This window comes from Pseudomonas sp. D3-27 (genome assembly GCF_051132165.1).
Classification (GTDB): Bacteria; Pseudomonadota; Gammaproteobacteria; order Pseudomonadales; family Pseudomonadaceae; genus Aquipseudomonas.
The window spans coordinates 3,443,963-3,464,795 of sequence record NZ_CP071667.1; the positions used below are offsets into that span (position 1 = coordinate 3,443,963).

The 20,833-nt window shown below is 60.8% G+C and carries 23 protein-coding genes; 13 read left to right on the forward strand and 10 right to left on the reverse strand.

Annotated features, from left to right (window positions below):
• Positions 1-69: 69 nt before the first annotated feature.
• Positions 70-501: a GNAT family N-acetyltransferase gene (locus tag J3P92_RS15450; RefSeq protein WP_434559565.1), complete on the forward strand. Its 432-nt coding sequence runs from the start codon at positions 70-72 to the stop codon at positions 499-501.
• A 55-nt stretch (positions 502-556) separates the two neighbouring features.
• On the opposite strand, the gene J3P92_RS15455 is transcribed toward J3P92_RS15450, so the two are convergent.
• Positions 557-907 (reverse strand): hypothetical protein, encoded by a 351-nt coding sequence (locus tag J3P92_RS15455; protein ID WP_420765891.1) that lies wholly within the window; start codon positions 905-907, stop codon positions 557-559.
• A 132-nt stretch (positions 908-1,039) separates the two neighbouring features.
• Here J3P92_RS15455 and J3P92_RS15460 point away from each other — a divergent pair, with 132 nt between their 5' ends.
• From J3P92_RS15460 to J3P92_RS15490, 7 genes are all read left to right on the forward strand, one after another.
• Entirely contained in the window at positions 1,040-1,369 is a 330-nt protein-coding gene (locus J3P92_RS15460) for a DUF6388 family protein (RefSeq protein WP_434606523.1), read from the forward strand.
• Between the two features lie 98 nt (positions 1,370-1,467).
• Entirely contained in the window at positions 1,468-1,860 is a 393-nt protein-coding gene (gene tusD / locus J3P92_RS15465; RefSeq protein ID WP_420765889.1) for a sulfurtransferase complex subunit TusD, read from the forward strand.
• Positions 1,860-2,222, forward strand: coding sequence for a sulfurtransferase complex subunit TusC (gene tusC / locus J3P92_RS15470; protein ID WP_434564124.1), 363 nt, complete (start codon positions 1,860-1,862; stop codon positions 2,220-2,222). The genes tusD and tusC overlap by 1 nt, the downstream gene beginning before the upstream one ends.
• Positions 2,222-2,515, forward strand: a complete 294-nt coding sequence (gene tusB, locus J3P92_RS15475; protein ID WP_434648109.1) for a sulfurtransferase complex subunit TusB — start codon at positions 2,222-2,224, stop codon at positions 2,513-2,515. Before tusC ends, tusB begins: the two co-directional genes overlap by 1 nt.
• Positions 2,512-2,847 carry a TusE/DsrC/DsvC family sulfur relay protein gene (locus tag J3P92_RS15480; RefSeq protein ID WP_434559571.1) on the forward strand — a complete coding sequence of 112 codons (336 nt, stop codon included), beginning with the start codon at positions 2,512-2,514 and terminating at the stop codon, positions 2,845-2,847. The genes tusB and J3P92_RS15480 overlap by 4 nt, the downstream gene beginning before the upstream one ends.
• Complete coding sequence (locus tag J3P92_RS15485) at positions 2,844-3,845, forward strand: glycosyl transferase family protein (RefSeq protein WP_434648112.1); 1,002 nt, start codon at positions 2,844-2,846, stop codon at positions 3,843-3,845. The genes J3P92_RS15480 and J3P92_RS15485 overlap by 4 nt, the downstream gene beginning before the upstream one ends.
• 88 nt (positions 3,846-3,933) lie before the next feature.
• Positions 3,934-4,920: a glutathione S-transferase family protein gene (locus J3P92_RS15490; protein ID WP_434648115.1), complete on the forward strand. Its 987-nt coding sequence runs from the start codon at positions 3,934-3,936 to the stop codon at positions 4,918-4,920.
• Between the two features lie 153 nt (positions 4,921-5,073).
• Here the strand turns inward: J3P92_RS15490 and cysG are convergent, their stop codons facing one another.
• The 6 genes from cysG to J3P92_RS15520 all read right to left on the reverse strand — a co-directional run bounded on the left by cysG (position 5,074) and on the right by J3P92_RS15520 (position 12,719).
• The gene (cysG, locus tag J3P92_RS15495) at positions 5,074-6,468 is read right to left on the reverse strand and encodes a siroheme synthase CysG (protein WP_420765883.1); all 1,395 of its coding nucleotides are present in this window, start codon (positions 6,466-6,468) and stop codon (positions 5,074-5,076) included.
• Complete coding sequence (gene serS / locus J3P92_RS15500) at positions 6,469-7,749, reverse strand: serine--tRNA ligase (protein WP_434648119.1); 1,281 nt, start codon at positions 7,747-7,749, stop codon at positions 6,469-6,471.
• Between the two features lie 15 nt (positions 7,750-7,764).
• Positions 7,765-8,139: a fluoride efflux transporter CrcB gene (crcB, locus tag J3P92_RS15505; protein WP_207961507.1), complete on the reverse strand. Its 375-nt coding sequence runs from the start codon at positions 8,137-8,139 to the stop codon at positions 7,765-7,767.
• Positions 8,136-9,461 carry a replication-associated recombination protein A gene (locus tag J3P92_RS15510; protein WP_420765881.1) on the reverse strand — a complete coding sequence of 442 codons (1,326 nt, stop codon included), beginning with the start codon at positions 9,459-9,461 and terminating at the stop codon, positions 8,136-8,138. The genes crcB and J3P92_RS15510 overlap by 4 nt, the downstream gene beginning before the upstream one ends.
• A 167-nt stretch (positions 9,462-9,628) precedes the next feature.
• The gene (lolA, locus tag J3P92_RS15515; RefSeq protein WP_420765880.1) at positions 9,629-10,252 is read right to left on the reverse strand and encodes an outer membrane lipoprotein chaperone LolA; all 624 of its coding nucleotides are present in this window, start codon (positions 10,250-10,252) and stop codon (positions 9,629-9,631) included.
• A gap of 58 nt (positions 10,253-10,310) precedes the next feature.
• Entirely contained in the window at positions 10,311-12,719 is a 2,409-nt protein-coding gene (locus tag J3P92_RS15520; protein ID WP_420765879.1) for a DNA translocase FtsK, read from the reverse strand.
• 319 nt (positions 12,720-13,038) lie between these two features.
• Between J3P92_RS15520 and trxB the strand changes: the two genes are divergently transcribed.
• From trxB to infA, 4 genes are all read left to right on the forward strand, one after another.
• On the forward strand, positions 13,039-13,998 hold the full coding sequence (gene trxB / locus J3P92_RS15525) for a thioredoxin-disulfide reductase (protein WP_434559583.1): 960 nt from the start codon (positions 13,039-13,041) through the stop codon (positions 13,996-13,998).
• Positions 13,999-14,067: 69 nt separating this feature from the next.
• On the forward strand, positions 14,068-14,748 hold the full coding sequence (aat, locus tag J3P92_RS15530; RefSeq protein ID WP_420765877.1) for a leucyl/phenylalanyl-tRNA--protein transferase: 681 nt from the start codon (positions 14,068-14,070) through the stop codon (positions 14,746-14,748).
• A 56-nt stretch (positions 14,749-14,804) separates the two neighbouring features.
• Positions 14,805-15,512 (forward strand): arginyltransferase, encoded by a 708-nt coding sequence (locus J3P92_RS15535; RefSeq protein WP_420765876.1) that lies wholly within the window; start codon positions 14,805-14,807, stop codon positions 15,510-15,512.
• A 157-nt stretch (positions 15,513-15,669) separates the two neighbouring features.
• Positions 15,670-15,888: a translation initiation factor IF-1 gene (gene infA, locus J3P92_RS15540; protein WP_002553999.1), complete on the forward strand. Its 219-nt coding sequence runs from the start codon at positions 15,670-15,672 to the stop codon at positions 15,886-15,888.
• 237 nt (positions 15,889-16,125) lie between these two features.
• Here the strand turns inward: infA and clpA are convergent, their stop codons facing one another.
• Together clpA and clpS are read right to left on the reverse strand one after the other, a co-directional pair.
• Positions 16,126-18,396 (reverse strand): ATP-dependent Clp protease ATP-binding subunit ClpA, encoded by a 2,271-nt coding sequence (gene clpA / locus J3P92_RS15545; protein ID WP_305495539.1) that lies wholly within the window; start codon positions 18,394-18,396, stop codon positions 16,126-16,128.
• Between the two features lie 29 nt (positions 18,397-18,425).
• Complete coding sequence (gene clpS / locus J3P92_RS15550) at positions 18,426-18,788, reverse strand: ATP-dependent Clp protease adapter ClpS (protein WP_030141336.1); 363 nt, start codon at positions 18,786-18,788, stop codon at positions 18,426-18,428.
• Positions 18,789-19,015: 227 nt separating this feature from the next.
• Between clpS and cspD the strand changes: the two genes are divergently transcribed.
• The gene (gene cspD, locus J3P92_RS15555) at positions 19,016-19,330 is read left to right on the forward strand and encodes a cold shock domain-containing protein CspD (protein ID WP_434559587.1); all 315 of its coding nucleotides are present in this window, start codon (positions 19,016-19,018) and stop codon (positions 19,328-19,330) included.
• A 73-nt stretch (positions 19,331-19,403) separates the two neighbouring features.
• Here the strand turns inward: cspD and icd are convergent, their stop codons facing one another.
• Positions 19,404-20,660: an NADP-dependent isocitrate dehydrogenase gene (gene icd, locus J3P92_RS15560; RefSeq protein WP_030141334.1), complete on the reverse strand. Its 1,257-nt coding sequence runs from the start codon at positions 20,658-20,660 to the stop codon at positions 19,404-19,406.
• Positions 20,661-20,833 lie beyond the last annotated feature (173 nt).

Here is a 20,833-nt window from a genome sequence, read left to right on the forward strand (position 1 = left end):
CGGTTTAAACAATATGCTCGTTTCCTGTAGGCTCGCGTGCTTGATCATCCCCGCAGAAGGACATCGCCGATGACGCTGCGAATCGAACGCACGGACGCTCCAACCGATGAAGAACGTCAGGCCATCCTCGCGCCGCTACGCGCCTATAACACCGCCCAGACCGGTGGAAGCGCACCGGAAGCGGTCGCCTGGCTGGTGCGCGACGAGCACGATGAAATCGTCGGCGGCCTGTATGGCCGGGTATTTTTTCGTTGGCTCTATATCGAATTACTGGTGGTGCCCGAACAGGCGCGCGGCCAGGGCACGGGCTCGGAATTGATGCGCATGGCCGAACAACTGGCCAGGGAAAAGGATTGCGTGGGCATCTGGCTCGACACCTTCGACTTCCAGGCTCCGGATTTCTATCGCAGACAGGGTTTCACCCAGTGCGGCCAGATCGATGACTATCCGCCGGGTCACCGGCGCTACTTTTTCCAGAAGCGCCTGGATCTCGAGAATTAAGCTCAACCTATGGGAGCGAGCCTGCTCGCGAAGGCAAACACCTCGGTTTATCGGCTTAGAGACACGTCGCCAACGCCGCCAACCGGCGCTTGGCAACAAAATCATCATGCTTGGCGTAATAATTCAGCGCCGTGCCCGTCGCGCTGGCTTGCAGATCCACAAACGACTCGGCCGATCGGGTGTACACCGTCGAGCCGCCTTGCTTGCCGGGCTGCAGATAGGCGCCGGCATCGACCCCGAACGCCGCTTCGTCTTCCCAGGCAAACTTCACGCATTGGGCAACGTTCTGTTCCGGCTTGTCCGAGGACAGGGTCTTGTAGGGGGCTTGGGTCCGGGCCTGCTCCATCGCCGAACCCGCGCAGCCGGCCAGCAGGGTTGCGGCCACGGCCACCATCAGCATTCGCATTGCATTCACTCTTCTGGAAAAAAACCGACTGTAGCACTGCGCCCCTCGTTGCCGTGCGCCATGATTGAAATTTGCGCGCGACAACGGCTATCTATTCACGCAACCTGTCAGATCATTGACCCAGGAGCGACCATGGCGACAACCGAACAGCAACACGAACGAGCCCTGCAGATTTTTCTCGAGCAACGCCCCGAGCTGCGCGACGAACTGGACAACCTCAACCCGCTGCTGGCCCAGGCCAAGGGCGAAACCGCCGCGCAGTACCGCGCCGAGCGGTTGCATGAAGCCTTTGAAGCCGAGGCCGAGAGCGCCGGATTGTTCGCCTGGGAACTGACGCTGCTGCTGACGACCGATTCAGCCGAGGACTACCAGGCCCAACGCATGGAAGTTCACAAGGAAGTGGCGGAGATGGCAGGAATGGAATGGCCGGAGTATTGCGAGCTGTATGGCCTCGAGCCCTGAGGTTGAGGCTGTGGGCCAGGTGCTCACGCATGCTCTGAGAATCGCCCCACCGCCCATAAAGCATTATCATGGCCGCAGTTTCGCTGATCGGGTCTGTCATGAAGTTCGCCATCGCGCTGTTTTCCGCCGCCCACGCGCCCTCCTCGCGCCGCGCCTTGCTGTTTGCCCAGGCAGCTTTGGCCGGTGGGCATGAGATCGTGCGGCTGTTTTTCTACCAGGACGGCGTCTACAACGCCGCCAACAGCGTCGTCACGCCCCAGGACGAGCAAGACCTGCCCCAGCAATGGCGCGCCTTCGTCAGCGAGCACCAGCTCGACGGCGTGGTGTGCATTGCGGCGGCGTTGCGCCGTGGCGTGCTTAACGAGGAAGAAGCCCAGCGTTACCAGCGTTCGGCGGCCAGTGTCCAAGCGCCGTGGGCGTTGTCCGGGCTGGGCCAGTTGCACGATGCTATCCAGGACGCCGACCGCTTGATCTGTTTTGGAGGCACATGATGGCCAAGTCTTTGTTGCTCATCAGCCGCCAGGCCCCCTGGTCCGGCCCCGGTGCCCGGGAAGCGCTGGACATCGTGTTGGCCGGCGGCGCCTTCGACCTGCCCATCGGTCTGCTGTTTCTCGATGACGGCGTGTTCCAGCTCGCCGCCGGTCAGGATGCCAAGGCCGTCCGGCAAAAAGACTTGAGCGCCAACTTGCAGGCGTTGCCGATGTTTGGCGTCGAAGACCTGTTCGTCTGCGCCGACAGCGCCGCACAGCGCGGTCTCGCCGTCGATGCCCTGGCGCTGGACGACCTCAAAGCGCTGGGCGCTGCGGACATCGCCGCGCTCATTGACCGTTACGACCAGGTGATTACCCTCTGATGTCGACTTTGCATGTGTTGTCTCATTCCCCTTTCGGCGACAGCCGCCTCGCCAGTTGCCTGCGGATCCTGGCAAGCCAAGACGCGCTGCTGCTGTGCGGCGACGCAACGTATGCGCTGCGAACCGGTACCGTGCCGTTCGACACGCTGCGGGCCGGCGGCGCCAAGGTGTTCATCCTGGCCGAAGATGCACAGGCCCGCGCCCTGCCCATTCCGGACTGGGCCGAGGCCATCGATTATGCGGCCTTCGTCGAGCTCTCGATCCAGCACGACAAGGTCAACAGCTGGCTATGAAGACCCTGAACGTGGGCGAGCGCAGCATTGCGCTGGACAAGGATGGCTACCTGGCTGATCTCAATGAGTGGTCCGCCGACGTGGCCACGGCCCTGGCCACCGCCGAAGACATCGAGCTGAGCCCCGAACACTGGGAAATCCTCGAACTGCTGCGCGCGTTCTACGCTGAGTTCCAGTTGTCTCCGGCCACCCGCCCGCTGATCAAGTACACCGCGCTGAAACTGGGAGCGGATAAAGGCAACAGCCTGCACCTGAACCGATTGTTCAAAGGCACTCCCGCCAAACTCGCCGCCAAGCTGGCGGGCCTGCCCAAACCGACGAATTGCCTATGACCGACTTTCCAGCATTGACCCTCCAAACCCCTGCCGAACACCCGTTCGCCCAGTTCGTGCGCATCCTTGGCAAGGGCAAGCGCGGCGCCCGTAACCTCACCCGTGACGAAGCGCGGGAGGCCATGGGCATGGTGCTGGATGAGCGGGTCGAAGAAACCCAACTGGGCGCGTTCCTCATGTTGTTGCGGCACAAGGAAGAAAGCGCTGAGGAAATGGCCGGGTTTACCGACGCCCTGCGTCAGCGCCTGGTTATCCCGGCCATGGCGGTAGACCTCGACTGGCCAACCTACGCCGGAAAGAAGCGTCATCTGCCCTGGTATCTGTTGGCCGCCAAATGTCTCGGGCAAAACGGTGTGCGAATCTTCATGCACGGCGGCGGCGCCCACACGGCGGGCCGGCTCTACACGGAACAGCTGCTGGATTTGCTGGTCATCCCCTTGTGCCGCGACTGGCAGCAGGTCGGCGCGGCGCTGGACAACGGCGGCCTGGCCTTCATGCCGCTGGTGGACTGGGCGCCGCAAATGCAGCGCATGATCGACCTGCGCAACACGCTGGGCTTGCGCTCGCCGATTCATTCCCTGGCGCGCATTCTCAACCCGTTGGGTGCGCGTTGCGGCCTGCAAAGCATCTTCCATCCCGGCTACCAGGCCGTGCATCGCGAGGCCAGCGGACTGCTGGGCGACACCAGCATCGTGATCAAGGGCGACGGCGGTGAGATCGAGATCAACCCCGACGCCGACAGCCATTTGTACGGCACCACCGGCGGCGCCAGTTGGGATGAAGAATGGCCGCGACTGTCCGAACAGCGCCACGTCAAGCCGGAGCGCCTCGACCCCGAGCATTTGAAAGCGGTATGGCGCGGTGACCTCGAGGACAGTTATCCGCAGCTGGCGCTGATCGCCACCATGGCCCTGGCCTTGCGCGGCTTGGGCCTTACCCGAGAAGCAGCGTTCGACAAGGCCCGGCAGTATTGGGATGCGCGCGATAGATCGATTTAGTCGATCATCGACGCCCAACCTTTGCGCTATTAGTTCGAACCTATCGGAATAGACTCGTCTCCAATGATTATTGAGAGAGGACGTTCAGATGGGTTTGTTGGTCGAGGGTCGCTGGCAGGACCAGTGGTATGAAAGCAAGGACGGCAGTTTCCAGCGTGAGCAGGCGCAACGCCGCGACTGGATCACCGCCGACGGCAAAAGCAGTTTCCCCGCCGAGGCCGGGCGCTACCATTTGTATGTCTCCCTGGCCTGCCCCTGGGCGCACCGCACGCTGATCTTTCGCAAGCTCAAGGGCCTGGAAGCGCTGATCGACGTTTCAGTGGTCAGCTATCTGATGCTGGAAAACGGCTGGACGTTCGACACGGCCCACGGCTCGACCGGCGACAAACTGGACAACCTGAGCTTCCTGCACCAGCGCTACACCGCCGACACGCCGGACTACACCGGTCGCGTGACCGTTCCGGCCTTGTGGGACAAAAAGCAACGGCGCATCGTCAACAACGAATCGGCGGAAATCATCCGCATGTTCAACAGCGCGTTCGATGGCCTGACCGGCAACGACCTGGACCTGTATCCCGAGCACCTGCGCCACGAGATCGATGGGTTGAACGAGCGCATCTACCCAGCGGTGAACAACGGGGTATACCGTGCGGGGTTCGCGACGACCCAGGCCGCTTATGAAGAAGCCTTCGATCAACTGTTTGCCGAACTGGACCGAGTGGAAGCCTTGCTGCAAACCCGTCGCTACCTGGCGGGTGAATACCTGACCGAAGCGGATATCCGCTTGTTCACTACGATGATTCGTTTCGACGCGGTGTATTTCGGCCACTTCAAATGCAACCTACGCCGCATCGCCGATTACCCGAACCTGTCGAACTGGCTGCGCGAGCTGTATCAGTGGCCGGGCGTTGCCGAGACCGTGAACTTCACCCATATCCAGCGGCACTACTACGGCAGCCACAAGACCATCAACCCGAATGGGATCGTGCCCAAGGGGCCGGAGCAGGATTTCACGGTGGCCCACGATCGAGAAAGGTTGAGCGGGAAAGGGATTTGGCTTCGGGCTGAAAGCTGATCCGCAATCTTTATTGCCTCTGAAGGCCAATCGCGAGCAGGCTCGCTCCCACATTTGATTCGTGTTGAACCACAATCTGTGGCTGCACACAGCCCCCCTGTGGGAGCGAGCCTGCTCCGGGCGGCGTTCCGACGAAAGGGGGCGACGCGGTCTTCAAACCTGCCCCTGGGCCCCTTCAAACCAAGCCAGCTTCTCGCGTAACTGCACCACTTCGCCAACAATCACCAACGTCGGCGCATGGACTTCATGCTCCGCCACCAGCCGTGGCAGGTCCGCCAACGTGCCGGTGAAAACGCGCTGGTTTGAAGTCGTGCCTTGCTGGATCAACGCTGCCGGCGTGTCCGCCGCGCGACCGTGCTTGATCAGCTCGTTGCAAATCACCGGCAGCCCCACCAAGCCCATATAGAACACCAGCGTCTGTGCTGGCGAGACAAGATCGGCCCATGGCAAGTCGCTGGTGCCGTCCTTTAGATGACCGGTAATGAAGCGCACCGACTGGGCATAATCGCGATGGGTCAGCGGAATCCCGGCGTAGGCCGCGCAGCCACTGGCGGCAGTGATGCCCGGGACCACCTGGAACGGGATGCCATGGGCCGCCAGCTCTTCGATCTCTTCGCCACCACGACCGAAGATAAAAGGATCGCCGCCCTTCAACCGCACCACACGTTTACCTTGCCGGGCCAGGTCCACCAGTTGCTGGTTGATCTGGTCCTGGGGCACGGCGTGCTCGGAGCGGCGCTTGCCGACGTAGACCCGTTCGGCGTCGCGGCGGCACAGTTCGAGGATGGCCGGCGCCACCAGACGGTCGTACAGCACCACGTCCGCCTGTTGCATCAGGCGCAGGGCGCGGAACGTCAGCAGGTCGGGATCACCCGGCCCGGCGCCCACCAGATAGACCTCACCCGGCGCATTCGGCGCCTGGCCGTCAATCTTTTCCCGCAACAGCCGCTCGGCTTCGGCGCCCTGCCCGGCCAATTGGCGGTCGGCGATGGGGCCTTGGAACACTTCTTCCCAGAAGGCCCGCCGTTGCTGGACATCGGGAAACAAGCCTTTGACCTGATTGCGAAAGCGCGCCGCCAAACCGGCCAACTGCCCGTAGGTCGACGGAATCCAGGTTTCCAGCTTGGCGCGGATCAGCCGCGCCAGCACCGGCGCGTCGCCGCCGCTGGACACCGCGATCACCAGGGGCGAGCGATCGACGATCGCCGGGAAGATCACGCTGCACAGCGCCGGCGCGTCCACCACGTTGACCGGCACGCAGCGCTTGTGGGCGTCCGCCGAGACCTGGGCATTGAGCGGTTCGTCATCCGTGGCGGCGATGACCAGGCCACAACCGTCCAGGTCCGCTTCCACGTAGCCCCGCAGGACACATTCGCCGCCGCTGCCACCGACCAGTTCCCGCAACTGCGGTTCGATCTCGGGTGCGACCACCCGCAACAATGCGCCGGCATCGGCCAGCAGGCGAGACTTGCGCAAGGCAATCTCCCCGCCGCCAACCACCAGCACGCGGCTGCCGCGCAGGTTGTGGAACAGTGGCAAATAGTCCATTTAGCCGATGACCTCGATGCCGCCCATGTACGGTTTCAGCACCTCGGGCACACGGATCGAGCCGTCAGCCTGCTGGTAGTTCTCCAGCACCGCCACCAGCGTACGACCCACCGCCAGGCCGGAGCCGTTGAGGGTGTGGACCAGTTCCGGCTTGCCGGTTTCCGGGTTGCGGAAACGCGCCTGCATGCGGCGGGCCTGGAAGTCGCCACAGTTGGAGCACGACGAAATCTCGCGGTACTTGTCCTGGCTCGGGATCCAGACTTCCAAGTCATAGGTCTTGACCGCGCTGAAACCCATGTCGCCGGTGCACAGCGCCAGGGTGCGATACGGCAACTCCAGCAGTTGCAGAACCTTTTCGGCGTTGGCGGTCAGGCTTTCCAGGGCTTCCATGGATTTGGACGGCTCGACGATCTGCACCATTTCGACCTTGTCGAATTGGTGCTGGCGAATCATGCCGCGGGTATCACGGCCCGACGCGCCGGCTTCGCTGCGGAAGCACGGCGTATGGGCAACGAACTTGATCGGCAGTTGCTTGGCATCGACGATTTCGCCCGCGACGATGTTGGTCAGCGACACTTCGGCAGTGGGGATCAGGTACAGGTCGGCTTCGCCGTCGCGACCGATCTTGAACAGGTCTTCCTCGAACTTTGGCAACTGGCCGGTGCCTTGCAGGGCCGGGGCCTGGACCAAGTACGGCGTGTAGGCCTCTTCGTAGCCGTGCTCGGTGACGTGCAGATTGATCATGAACTGCGCCAGCGCCCGATGCAGACGGGCGATCGGCCCGCGCAACAGGGCAAAACGCGCGCCCGACAACTTGGCGGCGGTTTCGAAGTCGAGCCAGCCGAATTTCTCGCCCAGGGCCACGTGGTCCTGCACGGGGAAATCGAAGGTTTTCGGCGTGCCCCAGCGGCGTACTTCGACGTTGCCGTCTTCGTCTTCACCGACCGGCACCGACTCGTGAGGCAGGTTCGGAATGCCCAACAGGATCGAATCCAACTCGGTCTGGATCGCCTCCAGCTCGACCTTGCCGGCGCTCAACTCGCCCGCCATGCGCTCGACATCGGCCATCAGCGGCGCGATGTCTTCGCCACGCTGCTTGGCCTGGCCGATGGACTTGGAGCGCGCGTTACGTTCTGCCTGCAGGGCCTCGGTGCGGGTCTGGACGGTCTTGCGCTGTTCTTCCAGCGCTTCGATGCGCGCGACGTCCAGGGCAAAGCCACGGGAAGCCAGGCGGTCCGCTACGTCCTGAAGGTTGCTACGTAACAGTTTGGAATCGAGCATGTCGGTCTCTCGTTATCAAAGTTTGGTCAAGGACAGGCCGGCCCAGGTGGCGAGCAGCCCGCCGAACACGCTGATGGCCGCATAGCCCAGGGCCAGCGGCACCTGCCCGCTTTCCAGCAGGCGCACCGTATCCAGTGAAAAAGATGAAAAAGTCGTCAGGCCGCCAAGAAAGCCGACCATCAACCCCGCGCGCACCTCGATGGGCACCTCGGGACGAATCAAAAACAGGCCGTAAAGAACGCCGATCAGCAGACAGCCCACGATATTAACGGCCAGCGTCGCGGTATAGAAGTGCCGCGGCCAATTTGCGCTGATCCAGTTACCCGTGGCGAAACGCAACAACGTACCGGCAACGCCCCCAGCGGAGACTGCGAGAATCAAGGGGATCACGGTTTTCTCCGCTGTCGTGGACTCAATCGGTCCAGCTGGGCCAAATGGTTGAGCTTTTCGCCAATCTTCAACTCAAGGCCTCGAGGTACGGGCTGGTAGAAGCGCTGGGGTTCGAGTTCTTCGGGAAAATAGTCTTCGCCGGCGGCATAAGCGTCGGGCTCATCGTGGGCATAGCGGTATTCATCGCCATAACCTAACTGTTTCATGAGCTTGGTCGGTGCGTTGCGCAGGTGCAGCGGTACTTCGAGGGAGCCGTGTTCGGTGGCGCTGCGCATCGCGGCCTTGAAGCCTATGTACACGGCGTTGCTCTTCGGTGCGCAGGCCAGGTAAGTGATGGCCTGGGCCACGGCGAGCTCGCCCTCCGGGCTGCCGAGGCGCTCCTGCACGTCCCAGGCCGCCAGGCACAGGCTCAGGGCCCGAGGGTCGGCGTTGCCGATGTCCTCGCTGGCCATGCGCACCACCCGCCGAGCCAGGTACAGCGGATCGCAACCACCGTCGATCATCCGCGCAAACCAATACAACGCGGCATCGGGGTTGGAACCGCGGATGGACTTGTGCAGCGCCGAGATCTGGTCGTAGAACGCCTCGCCGCCCTTGTCGAAACGTCGGCGGGTATCGCCCAGCAGGCTTTGCAGCAGCTCGACGCCGATCTCGCTGTTGTCTTCGGCTAGGTCCGAGGCGTTTTCCAGCAGGTTGAGCAGCCGTCGACCATCGCCGTCGGCGGCGCTGAAGAGTATCTGGAAACCTTCATCGCTGAGGCTGAGCTGGCGCTTGCCCAAGCCCCGCTCTTCGGTCAGCGCGCGATGCACCAGCTTGCGCATCGCGGTTTCATCGAGGCTCTTGAGCACATAGACCCGCGCCCGCGACAGCAAGGCGTTGTTGAGTTCGAACGAAGGATTTTCGGTGGTGGCGCCGATGAATATCAGCGTGCCGTCTTCCACATAGGGCAGGAAAGCGTCCTGCTGGGATTTGTTGAACCGGTGTACTTCGTCGACGAACAGGATGGTGCGCTTGCCGTACTGGCCGGCCTGTTGCTTGGCGATTTCCACGGCCTGGCGGATCTCCTTGACCCCGGCCAGCACCGCCGAGACCGTTTCGAAATGCGCGTCAGAAACCTCCGCCAGCAGCCGCGCCAGGGTGGTCTTGCCCACGCCCGGCGGCCCCCAGAAAATCATCGAGTGCAAGGCACCCTGCTCCAGGGCTTCGCGCAGAGGCTTACCGCGAGCGAGCACGTGTTCCTGACCGACATACTCATCCAGGTTGGTCGCGCGCAAGCGGGCGGCCAATGGCTGGGCAATCGGGGCGCTTCGAAACAGGTCCATGATTACTACAAAACCTCCGCAGGGTCCTGTTGCCGATCGGTTAGTTGATTGAACACCACAATCCATTGTGGGAGCGAGCCTGCTCGCGATTGCGGTGGGTCAGTCACACCAATTCCAACTGATCCGCCGCCATCGCGAGCAGGCTCGCTCCCACAGGGGCCATTGGGTTATTCCTGGATCACATCCGCACCCTTGGGGATGTCGAACTTGAACTTGGACGCGGCGATCGGCGTATTGGCCTTGACCCCGGTGAACAGGATGTTGGTGCGCTGGCCAACGCTGTCGATCAGCTGCATGTCGTTGACAAGGCCGTTGCGGAACGACAGGCGCAGGCTGTCGAACAGGCTGTCCTTGGTCTTGGGCTTGAGGGTGAAGTCGATCACCCCGCCGGCTTCCTTGGAGGTAATGTCGAAGCTCTGGCTGATCTCCGAGATGTCACCGGACAGCAGCAACGCTGGCGTCTGGGTCAGGCGCTGGTCAAGAGTCTTGATGGTCACCTGCTCCAGGTCAGGGTCCCAAAGCGAGACTTTCTTGCCGTCGGAAACCATCAGTTGTTCGGCGGGAGCATCGGTGTGCCAATAGAACAGGCCAGGACGTTGAAGGGCCATTTCACCGGCGGTTTCCTGCAGCTGGGTGCCACTGCCGTCGAGGGTCAACTGGGAAAAACGCGCAGTCAGGGTCTGGGAGCCGCCCAGCAACTGGGTCAGGCGGGCCACGTCCTTTTCGCCGGCGTGGGCCGAAAAAGTAGACAAGGCCAGTACGGGCAACAGCAACATGCGAATCAGGCGCATGGGAGTCCTCATGAATTCGTGGGGGTTCGAGCGACGCATCGTCACGTCGCCCGGGTAATCAGTCGCGCATCGGGCCAGGCGCGAGCACTTCGCGCGAACCGTTGGTGTTCATGGCCGTCACGACCCCAGCCATTTCCATGGCCTCGATCATGCGAGCGGCACGGTTGTAGCCGATCTTCAGCTTGCGCTGCACGGCGGAAATCGAGGCACGGCGGCTTTCGAGCACGAACTGCACCGCTTCGTCATAAAGCGCGTCGGTCTCTGCGTCATCATCACCGCCTCCACCGCTGCTGCCTTCAAAACCGCTGCCTGCTTCTTCGACACCGTTGAGGATGTCGTCGTTGTATTCAGGCGCGCCGCGCAATTTCCAGGCTTCCACCACGCGGTGTACTTCATCGTCGGAGACGAACGCGCCGTGGACACGGATCGGCAGGCTGGTGCCGGGCGGCATGTAGAGCATGTCACCGTGACCCAGCAATTGCTCGGCGCCGCCCTGGTCGATGATGGTCCGCGAGTCGATCTTGCTCGACACCTGGAACGCCATGCGGGTCGGGATGTTGGCCTTGATCAGGCCGGTGATCACGTCCACCGATGGTCGCTGCGTAGCGAGGATCAGGTGGATACCGGCCGCACGGGCCTTCTGGGCGATACGGGCGATCAGTTCTTCGACCTTCTTGCCGACGATCATCATCATGTCGGCGAATTCGTCCACCACCACGACGATGGTCGGCAGCTTATGCAGCAGCGGCGCTTCGTCGTGGATGCTTTCGCGGTGATACAGCGGGTCGCTCAGCGGTGTACCGGCTTCCTCGGCTTCCTTGACCTTGGCGTTGAAGCCCGACAGGTTGCGCACGCCCATCTTCGCCATCAGCTTGTAGCGGCGCTCCATCTCGGCAACGCTCCAGCGCAAGGCGTTGGCCGCGTCCTTCATGTCGGTGACCACCGGGCACAGCAGGTGCGGGATGCCTTCGTAGATCGACAATTCGAGCATCTTCGGGTCGATCATGATCAGCTTGGCGTCTTCCGGGCCGGACTTGAACAGGATCGAAAGGATCATCGCGTTCACGCCCACCGACTTACCGGAGCCGGTGGTACCGGCCACCAGCAGGTGGGGCATTTTCGCCAGGTCGGTGATGACCGGCTTGCCGCCGATGTCGTGACCCAAGGCCAAGGTGACCGGCGACTTGTGGTTGTCATATTCCGGCGTCGACAGTACTTCGGAGAAGCGCACAATCTGCCGGTCTTCGTTGGGAATCTCGATGCCCACGGTGGTCTTGCCGGGAATCACCTCCACCACCCGCACGCTGGTCACGGCCAGGGAGCGCGCCAGGTCCTTCGCCAGGTTGGCGATACGGCTGACCTTCACGCCAGCGGCCGGCTGGATTTCGTAACGGGTGATGACCGGGCCCGGGTGGATCGAATCCACCGAGACCTCCACACCGAACTCCTTGAGCTTGATTTCGAGCAAATGCCCGACGGCCGCCAAGGACTCGGGGGAATAGTTGAGCTGTTTCTTCTCGGCCGGGTCGAGGATCGAGATCGGCGGCAAGGTGCCTTCCACCGCGCTGTCGACGAACAGCGGTGCCTGTTTCTCTTTCTGCACGCGCTTGCTTTGCTCCGGCGGCTTGGCCGGGGCCATGGTGATGACCGGCGGCACCTGCTTTTCGCGCTCGGACATGTGCTTGCTCAGGGCCTGCTCGCGTTCGATCAGGCGCTCCTTGACCTTGGCCTGCTCGCGTTTGTCAGTCACCGTCGGCGCCACAACGTCATGGACGCGGTCGTCGACTTCACGCAGTTGCGCCACCAGTTGCTTGCGTTCGTTGCGCGCCGCCCACCAACGGTTCAGCGCGCCCTGGATCAATTCAATGAGGTCAAGGGTGATCTTGCCGGTGACGTCCATCACCTTGAACCACGACAGGTCGGTGAATACCGTCAGGCCAAACAGGAACAAGGCGATGAACAGCAGCGTGCTGCCCTGGATGTTCAGGGCATTGCGGGCCAGGTCGCCGAGGCTTTCACCCAGTGCGCCACCCGCCCCTGCGGGCAGGCCAGTGGGGGCGTGGAAATGAATATGGGCCAGCGCGGCTCCCGACAGCACCAGGAAGACCAGGCCGATCAGGCGCCAGGAGAACAGCCAGCCGCTCCACTGCCAGGGCTCATGGCGCTGGCGGAATATCTGGTACGTCTTGATCGCCAGCAGCAGCGGGAAGATATAGGCGAAATAGCCCAGCACCATGAACAGGATGTCGGCGCTGTAGGAACCGGCCGGACCGCCGAAATTCTGCACGTCTTCGATCTTGCTGTTGTGGCTCCAGCCCGGATCGTCCTTGCCGTAGGTCAGCAAGGCCATCATCAGGAACAGGCACAAGGCACCGATGGCGATCAACGCACCTTCCTTGAGCCGGTAGTGCAATTGTTGGCGCCAGAGCGGAACGACTGTCTTGGGTGCTGCGGTGGATTTCTTCAAAACGCTTCTTTTCCTGCGCCCAAGGCGCGTCCATCTGTTGAATGACTATGAAAAACTGCCCATGACGAGCAGGTAAAAAAAGTGAATGTGCTCAACCGGTACTACTTTTACCACTGTGGCATGCGTCCGGAAAACCACAGGAGTCGCTGAAGATTTGATCTTTTGCTCATCCTGCGTTCAAAACCCAAGCATTGTACGGGTTTGTCATGCCCAAGGCATTGCCCGCGCGCTTGGCGACAGCATAGCCATGATCAGGGGGTCTTGGGCGCCAATTTGAGCATGCATTCTCTTTTGTGACAAAGGCTTATGAGGTGTTTTTATGAGCGAAGCGAAGCATTCACGCCTGATTATTCTCGGTTCCGGCCCTGCAGGGTACAGCGCTGCTGTCTATGCGGCCCGTGCCAACCTCAAACCCGTTGTCATCACCGGCATACAGGCCGGTGGCCAGCTCACCACCACGGTCGAAGTCGATAACTGGCCCGGCGACGTCGAAGGCCTGACCGGCCCCGTGCTGATGGAGCGCATGCAACGGCACGCCGAGCGCTTCGACACGCAGATCGTCTACGACCATATTCACACCGCCAAGTTGCAACAACGTCCGTTCGAATTGATCGGTGACAGCGGCACCTACACCTGCGACGCACTGATCATCGCCACCGGCGCCTCAGCCCAGTACCTCGGCCTGCCGTCGGAGGAAACCTTCGCTGGCAAAGGTGTTTCAGCCTGCGCGACCTGCGATGGTTTTTTCTACCGAAACCAGGTGGTGGCGGTGGTCGGTGGCGGCAACACCGCCGTGGAAGAAGCCCTGTACCTGTCGAATATCGCCAAGGAGGTGCATTTGATTCACCGGCGGGACAAGTTGCGCTCCGAAAAGATCTTGCAAGACAAACTCTTCGAGAAAGCCGCCAATGGCAATATCCGTTTGCACTGGAACCAGAACCTGGACGAGGTCCTGGGCGATGCCAGCGGCGTGACCGGCGCGCGCCTGCGGCACAGCGAGACCGGTGAAACCAGCACGTTGTCGCTGGCCGGCGTCTTCATCGCCATCGGGCACAAACCCAATACCGACCTGTTCCAGGGCCAACTGACGATGCGCGATGGTTACCTGATCGTGCGCGGCGGCAGCGACGGCAATGCCACGGCCACCGACATCGAAGGCGTGTTTGCCGCTGGCGATGTGGCCGATCATGTCTATCGCCAGGCCATTACTTCGGCCGGCGCCGGCTGCATGGCCGCCCTGGACGCAGAGAAGTATCTCGATGACATCCCGGCCGTTTGACGGTTAACCTCTAGGCGGGCTCTGGCTGATCTGGAGCCCCGCCCTCCCCTTCTGCAAGCCCGGACAACGATGCTGACTTGGTTACAACGCAACACTTTCGATTTTCCGCCACTGGAAAAAGCCATGCGCGACCCCAACGGCCTGCTCGCCGCCGGCGGGGACCTGTCCGCCGACCGCTTGATCCAGGCCTATCGCCACGGCTGCTTTCCATGGTTCTCCGAAGGCCAGCCGATCCTGTGGTGGTCGCCGGACCCGCGCACGGTGCTGTTTCCCGACGAGCTGCATGTATCGCGCAGCCTGGGCAAGCTGTTGCGCAAGCAGCGCTATGAAGTGACGTTCGACCGGGATTTCGCCGGGGTCATCCAGGCCTGCGCCGCGCCCCGGGATTATGCTGATGGCACCTGGATCACCGACGCCATGCAGACCGCCTATCTGGAACTGCACCGACGCGGCTTCGCCCATTCCGTGGAAGTCTGGGATCAAGGCACGCTGGTCGGCGGCCTGTATGGCTTGGCAATGGGTCAGTTGTTTTTTGGCGAGTCCATGTTCAGTCGCGCCGACAATGCGTCGAAATTCGGCTTCGCAACCCTGGTCCAACACCTCAAGGAGGCGGGTTTCGTCCTGATCGACTGCCAGATGCCCACCGAGCATTTGCATAGCCTGGGCGCGCGGCCGATTCCGCGAACCGAGTTCGCGGCTTACTTGAAGGCCCATCTGGACCAACCCAACCATGCCACCTGGGTTTGCTGAGCGATATTCGCGCTCCTGGCTTACACTTGAATTGAAGTTTATCCCGAGGGTTGATCATGACCGAGTTGGCGCGCTTGAAGTTTTATGCCACTCAACCTCACTCTTGCAGCTACCTGCCAGAGGAGCAGGCCACGACCCTGTTCCTCGATCCCAGCCAGCCCATGGATGTGCATGTCTATGCAGACCTGTCGGAGATGGGGTTTCGTCGCAGCGGCGATCACCTCTACCGGCCCCATTGCCAGCATTGCAATGCGTGCGTGCCGGCGCGCATTCCCGTGGCCCGCTTTACCCCGAACCGGCAGCAGAAGCGTATTTTCAAGCGCAACGCCGATTTGCAGGTGCGCCCGGCCAAACCGCAGTTCAGCGAAGAATATTTCGACCTGTACCAGCGCTACATCGAACAGCGCCACGCCGATGGCGACATGTACCCGCCCAGCCGGGACCAATTCTCGACCTTCCTGGTGCGCGACCTGCCGTTCTCGCGCTTCTATGAGTTCCGCCTCGACGGGCGGCTGGTGGCCATCGCCGTCACCGACCTGCTGCCCAACGGCCTGTCGGCGGTCTACACCTTTTATGAGCCCAACGAGGAAAAGCGCAGCCTGGGACGGTTCGCGATCCTTTGGCAGATCAACGAATGCCGGCGCCTGGGCCTGGAAGCGGTGTACCTGGGCTACTGGATCAAGAACTGCAAAAAAATGAACTACAAGACCCAATATCGGCCCATTGAATTGTTGATCAACCAGCGGTGGGTTGTCCTGAACTAGGGGCCGCTCGTAGTTTGCGCCTTATCCATGCGCCGCATTCATTGAGTTACTTCTAAGAACCCCTTGGCTTGCCCCCCCTTTTTCGGGCACAATGCACGCCGCTTTTGCCTGGCGCAGTTGCACCGGGCCATTCACTGGATACCGAGGGCTTTACTGCATGTCGAAAGAAGACAGCTTCGAAATGGAAGGCACTGTCGTCGACACCCTGCCCAACACCATGTTTCGTGTGGAGTTGGAAAATGGGCACGTCGTAACCGCGCATATCTCCGGCAAGATGCGCAAGAACTACATTCGTATTCTTACCGGTGACAAAGTGCGCGTCGAGCTGACGCCCTATGACTTGAGCAAAGGGCGCATTACTTACCGCGCTCGCTAACAAGTCAATACAAAACGCCCGACTCATGTCGGGCGTTTTTGTTTGCCTGGGATTTGCTCCAACCATCCACATCACACAGATCCTGTGGGAGCGAGCCTGCTCGCGATAGCGTCGTCACAGTCGGTATTGATGTTGACCGATCCTCTGCCATCGCGAGCAAGCTAGCTCCCACAAGGATTTGGGCTGGACAGCAAAAAGGCGCCTTTCGGCGCCTTTTTATTTTGCTGCAGCTAACGATCAAGCCATCTCGGCCGTGGTTTCGAAGTCGAAGGTCAGCTCGCCGTCCTTGATGTCGATGTGAACCACACCGCCATGCTCGGCCAGTTCGCCAAACAGGATCTCCTCGGCCAGCGGACGCTTGATCTTGTCCTGAATCAAGCGAGCCATCGGCCTTGCGCCCATCGTCACATCGTAACCACCTTCCGCCAGCCAGCTGCGCGCCGCATCGGTGACCTCCAACAGCACACGCTTGTCTTCAAGCTGCGCCTGGAGTTCGGTAAGGAACTTGTCCACCACGCTTTTGATGACCTCATGACTGAGGCGACCAAACTGGATAATGGTGTCCAGGCGGTTGCGGAATTCAGGCGTGAAGCTCTTCTTGATCACTTCCATCGCATCGGACGAGTGGTCCTGATGGGTGAAACCGATCGAAGCGCGCGCGGCGGTTTCGGCACCGGCGTTCGTGGTCATGATGATGATCACGTTGCGGAAATCCGCCTTGCGCCCGTTGTTATCGGTCAGCGTACCGTGGTCCATGACCTGCAGCAGCAGGTTGAAGACTTCCGGATGCGCCTTCTCGATCTCATCGAGCAACAGCACGCAGTGAGGCTGCTTGGTGATTGCCTCGGTCAAGAGACCACCCTGGTCGAAACCGACATAGCCTGGAGGCGCACCGATCAGACGCGATACGGTATGACGCTCCATGTACTCGGACATGTCGAAGCGCACCAACTCGATCCCCAGCGCCTTGGCCAACTGCCGCGCCGCCTCGGTCTTGCCGACACCGGTAGGCCCGGCGAACAGGAATGAACCGACCGGCTTGTCCGGCGACTTGAGCCCCGCGCGGGACAGTTTGATCGCGGTCGACAGCGAGTCGATGGCCGCATCCTGGCCGAACACCGTGAGCTTCAGGTCACGCTCCAGGTTACGCAGCAATTCCTTGTCGGAGCTGGTGACGTGTTTTGGCGGAATCCGCGCGATTTTCGCGACGATGTCCTCGACTTGCGGCACGTCGATGCGCTTGACTCGATTCTCCACCGGTTGCAGCCGCTGGTAGGCGCCCGCCTCGTCGATGACATCGATGGCCTTGTCCGGCATGTGCCGATCGTTGATGTAGCGCGACGCCAGTTCGGCGGCAGCGCGCAATGCCTCGTCACTGTATTCGATGCTGTGGTGCAACTCGAAACGCCCTTTCAGGCCACGCAGGATACCGATGGTGTCTTCCACCGAAGGTTCCGACACGTCGACCTTCTGGAAACGCCGGGCCAATGCACGGTCCTTCTCGAAAATCCCACGGAATTCCTGGAACGTGGTCGAGCCGATGCAACGGATATCGCCCGATGACAGCAGCGGCTTGAGCAGGTTGGACGCATCCATGACCCCGCCCGACGCCGCCCCGGCACCGATAATGGTGTGGATTTCGTCGATGAATAGGATCGCCTGCGGACGTTTTTTCAGTTCGCCGAGCAACGCCTTGAAGCGCTTCTCGAAGTCACCCCGGTATTTGGTACCGGCCAGCAAGGCACCCAGATCAAGGGAATACACCACGCTGTTGGCCAGCAGGTCTGGCACCTGGTTATCGACGATGCGCTTGGCCAGGCCTTCGGCGATCGCGGTCTTGCCCACGCCCGCTTCGCCTACAAGCAATGGGTTGTTCTTGCGGCGCCGGGCCAGGATCTGCGCAACGCGCTCGACTTCCGCCTCGCGCCCGACCAGCGGGTCGATACGGCCCTGGCGAGCCAGTTCGTTCAGATTGCTGGCATACGCGTCCAGCGGATTGCCTGATGAAGAAGACTCGCCGCCCTCGTCATCCTGCATGTCCTGCTCACCTTCGGAATGATCGCCATGCCCCGGCACTTTCGAGATGCCATGGGCGATGTAGTTGACGACATCGATACGCGCAACGCTCTGTTGCTTGAGCAGGAACACCGCTTGGCTTTCCTGCTCGCTGAAAATGGCAACCAGCACGTTGGCGCCGGTGACTTCGCGCTTGCCCGAGCTCTGCACATGAAAGACAGCACGCTGCAGCACACGCTGGAATCCCAGGGTTGGCTGGGTTTCGCGATCCTCGTCGTGGACGGGGATCAGTGGCGTGGTGGAGTCGATGAACTCCTGCAGGTCATGCTTGAGTTTGTCGAGGTTTGCGCCGCAGGCACGCAAAACGGTGGCGGCAGCCTCGTTATCCAATAGGGCCAACAGCAGGTGCTCGACGGTCATGAATTCATGACGCTTCGAACGAGCCTCCTTGAAGGCAAGATTGAGGGTGACTTCGAGCTCGCGGTTTAACATGGCTTCACCTCATACCCAAGTGGTCGGCGTTAACCGTCCTTCTCGATTTCACAGAGTAGCGGATGCTGGCTTTCCCGGGCGTACTGGTTGACCTGCATGGCCTTGGTCTCCGCAATGTCGCGGGTAAACACACCACATACTGCCCGTCCCTCTGTATGAACGGCCAGCATGACCTTGGTCGCCAGCTCGCGATTCAGGTTAAAAAACACCTCGAGCACTTCGACGACGAAATCCATCGGTGTGTAGTCATCGTTGAACAAAACCACCTTGTACATCGGTGGAGCCTGTAAAGCGGGCTTTGATTCCTGAACAGCAATGCCCGCTGAATCGTCATCATGTTGATCCGGGCGATCCTGATTGAATGTTAGTCGAATCTGGCTGATTGCATGCATGGAAAGAAAGGTTCGTTTAGTTGGCAAATACAGTGATGGGGCCGCTTGCGAGCGATTTCAACCGCTACCGCCCGATCACCTTGACTAACGGTGAATCGGTGTTACAACCAATAGAGCCCACCGTGGGTTAAAAAGGTCCGCAAAGTCAATCCGATTTCTTATTTGATCGACAGCGGATGATCAGGATGATACTCCGTTGCAGGGGTGTGTTGCAGAGGGAAAATGGTATGTCAGGTACCACCAGTATGCGAGTCAAGGGAAAGGTCAAGTGGTTCAACAACGCCAAGGGCTATGGTTTTATTATCCAAGACGGGAAGGACGAAGACCTCTTCGCTCACTACTCTGTGATCCAGATGGAAGGTTATAAAACCCTGAAGGCAGGTCAGCCGGTGACGTTCTGCATGATACAAGGGCCAAAGGGTACACATGCCGTTGAGATTTGCCCGGTTGCCGTGGACGTCGACCCCAACAGCACCGAGGCCAGCGTAAAGCCAGCACCGATCAAGGTCCGCCTCAAGCCGCGGGTAACCGAAGACCACTAGAGCCCGGCCCCAACCCATAAAAAATGCCCGGTTTCGATCACTCGAACCGGGCATTTTTGTGTTCAGGCTTCGCTTACATATGGGAAATCAGCGCATCGCCGAAACCGGAAGACGACACCAGCTTGGCACCGTCCATCAGGCGTTCGAAGTCATAGGTCACGGTCTTGGCCGAAATCGCGCCGTTGGTGCCCTTGATGATCAGGTCGGCCGCCTCGGTCCACCCCATGTGGCGCAGCATCATTTCCGCCGAGAGGATCAACGACCCCGGGTTCACCTGGTCCTTGCCCGCATATTTAGGCGCGGTGCCGTGGGTGGCCTCGAACATTGCCACGGTGTCGGACAGGTTGGCGCCCGGCGCGATACCGATACCGCCCACTTCAGCCGCCAGGGCATCGGAGAGGTAGTCGCCGTTGAGGTTCAGGGTCGCGATCACGTCGTATTCGGCCGGGCGCAGCAGGATCTGCTGGAGCATGGCGTCGGCGATGGCGTCCTTGACCACGACATTCTTGCCGGTCTTCGGATTCTTGAACTGCATCCATGGGCCGCCGTCGAGCAGGGTCGCGCCGAACTCTTCGGCCGCCACCTCGTAGGCCCATTCCTTGAAGGCACCTTCGGTGAACTTCATGATGTTGCCTTTGTGCACGATAGTCAGCGAATCGCGGTCATTGTCGACGACATATTGCAAGGCCTTGCGTGCCAGGCGCTTGGTGCCCTGCTTGGAGACCGGCTTGACGCCGATGCCGCAATCTTCGTCGAAACGGATCTTGGTGACGCCCATTTCCTCTTTGAGGAACTTGATCACCTTGGTTGCTTCGGCCGAACCGGCCTTCCACTCGATACCGGCGTAGATGTCCTCGGAGTTCTCGCGGAAGATGGTCATGTCCACATCGCCCGGTTTTTTGACCGGACTCGGGACGCCTTCAAACCAGCGCACCGGGCGAAGGCAGACATACAGGTCAAGCTGCTGGCGCAATGCAACGTTCAGCGAGCGGATACCGCCACCGACCGGCGTGGTCAGCGGGCCCTTGATGGAAACCACGTAATCCTTGACCGCGTCCAGGGTTTCCTGGGGTAGCCAGGTGTCCTGGTCGTAGACCTGGGTCGCTTTTTCGCCCGCATAAACTTCCATCCAGGAAATCTTGCGCTTGCCGCCGTAGGCCTTTTCGACCGCAGCGTCCACCACCTTGATCATGACCGGACTGATATCAACGCCAATGCCGTCGCCTTCAATGAAAGGGATGATCGGATTGTCGGGAACATTAAGAGAATGGTCTGCATTGACGGTGATTTTGTCACCGACGGCCGGAACCTGAATCTTTTGATACCCCATGCTGAACTCCATTGCTTGGATTGAACATCTGGCTGCGTTCGAGCGTACCCCAGTTGTATCGGCACGCAAACCCTACGTTCGGCCCATCCCCGGCAATTTAATCAAGTTCGCCGCGTACAAGCCTGAAAACCAAGGGAAAAGCGCCAAATTCGAGCATAGTCCAACTCCCCGGC

Excerpts from the sequence above, each read along its gene's own strand:
- icd (WP_030141334.1), bottom strand. The coding sequence starts at position 20,660 with ATGGGGTATCAAAAGATTCAGGTTCCGGCCGTCGGTGACAAAATCACC.
- tusB (WP_434648109.1), top strand. The coding sequence starts at position 2,222 with ATGTCGACTTTGCATGTGTTGTCTCATTCCCCTTTCGGCGACAGCCGC.
- tusC (WP_434564124.1), top strand. The coding sequence starts at position 1,860 with ATGGCCAAGTCTTTGTTGCTCATCAGCCGCCAGGCCCCCTGGTCCGGC.
- cysG (WP_420765883.1), bottom strand. The coding sequence starts at position 6,468 with ATGGACTATTTGCCACTGTTCCACAACCTGCGCGGCAGCCGCGTGCTG.
- J3P92_RS15460 (WP_434606523.1), top strand. The coding sequence starts at position 1,040 with ATGGCGACAACCGAACAGCAACACGAACGAGCCCTGCAGATTTTTCTC.
- serS (WP_434648119.1), bottom strand. The coding sequence starts at position 7,749 with ATGCTCGATTCCAAACTGTTACGTAGCAACCTTCAGGACGTAGCGGAC.
- clpS (WP_030141336.1), bottom strand. The coding sequence starts at position 18,788 with ATGCATGCAATCAGCCAGATTCGACTAACATTCAATCAGGATCGCCCG.
- tusD (WP_420765889.1), top strand. The coding sequence starts at position 1,468 with ATGAAGTTCGCCATCGCGCTGTTTTCCGCCGCCCACGCGCCCTCCTCG.
- J3P92_RS15535 (WP_420765876.1), top strand. The coding sequence starts at position 14,805 with ATGACCGAGTTGGCGCGCTTGAAGTTTTATGCCACTCAACCTCACTCT.
- cspD (WP_434559587.1), top strand. The coding sequence starts at position 19,016 with ATGTCAGGTACCACCAGTATGCGAGTCAAGGGAAAGGTCAAGTGGTTC.
- J3P92_RS15450 (WP_434559565.1), top strand. The coding sequence starts at position 70 with ATGACGCTGCGAATCGAACGCACGGACGCTCCAACCGATGAAGAACGT.
- J3P92_RS15490 (WP_434648115.1), top strand. The coding sequence starts at position 3,934 with ATGGGTTTGTTGGTCGAGGGTCGCTGGCAGGACCAGTGGTATGAAAGC.
- clpA (WP_305495539.1), bottom strand. The coding sequence starts at position 18,396 with ATGTTAAACCGCGAGCTCGAAGTCACCCTCAATCTTGCCTTCAAGGAG.
- infA (WP_002553999.1), top strand. The coding sequence starts at position 15,670 with ATGTCGAAAGAAGACAGCTTCGAAATGGAAGGCACTGTCGTCGACACC.
- J3P92_RS15485 (WP_434648112.1), top strand. The coding sequence starts at position 2,844 with ATGACCGACTTTCCAGCATTGACCCTCCAAACCCCTGCCGAACACCCG.
- aat (WP_420765877.1), top strand. The coding sequence starts at position 14,068 with ATGCTGACTTGGTTACAACGCAACACTTTCGATTTTCCGCCACTGGAA.
- lolA (WP_420765880.1), bottom strand. The coding sequence starts at position 10,252 with ATGCGCCTGATTCGCATGTTGCTGTTGCCCGTACTGGCCTTGTCTACT.
- J3P92_RS15510 (WP_420765881.1), bottom strand. The coding sequence starts at position 9,461 with ATGGACCTGTTTCGAAGCGCCCCGATTGCCCAGCCATTGGCCGCCCGC.
- trxB (WP_434559583.1), top strand. The coding sequence starts at position 13,039 with ATGAGCGAAGCGAAGCATTCACGCCTGATTATTCTCGGTTCCGGCCCT.
- J3P92_RS15455 (WP_420765891.1), bottom strand. The coding sequence starts at position 907 with ATGCGAATGCTGATGGTGGCCGTGGCCGCAACCCTGCTGGCCGGCTGC.
- J3P92_RS15480 (WP_434559571.1), top strand. The coding sequence starts at position 2,512 with ATGAAGACCCTGAACGTGGGCGAGCGCAGCATTGCGCTGGACAAGGAT.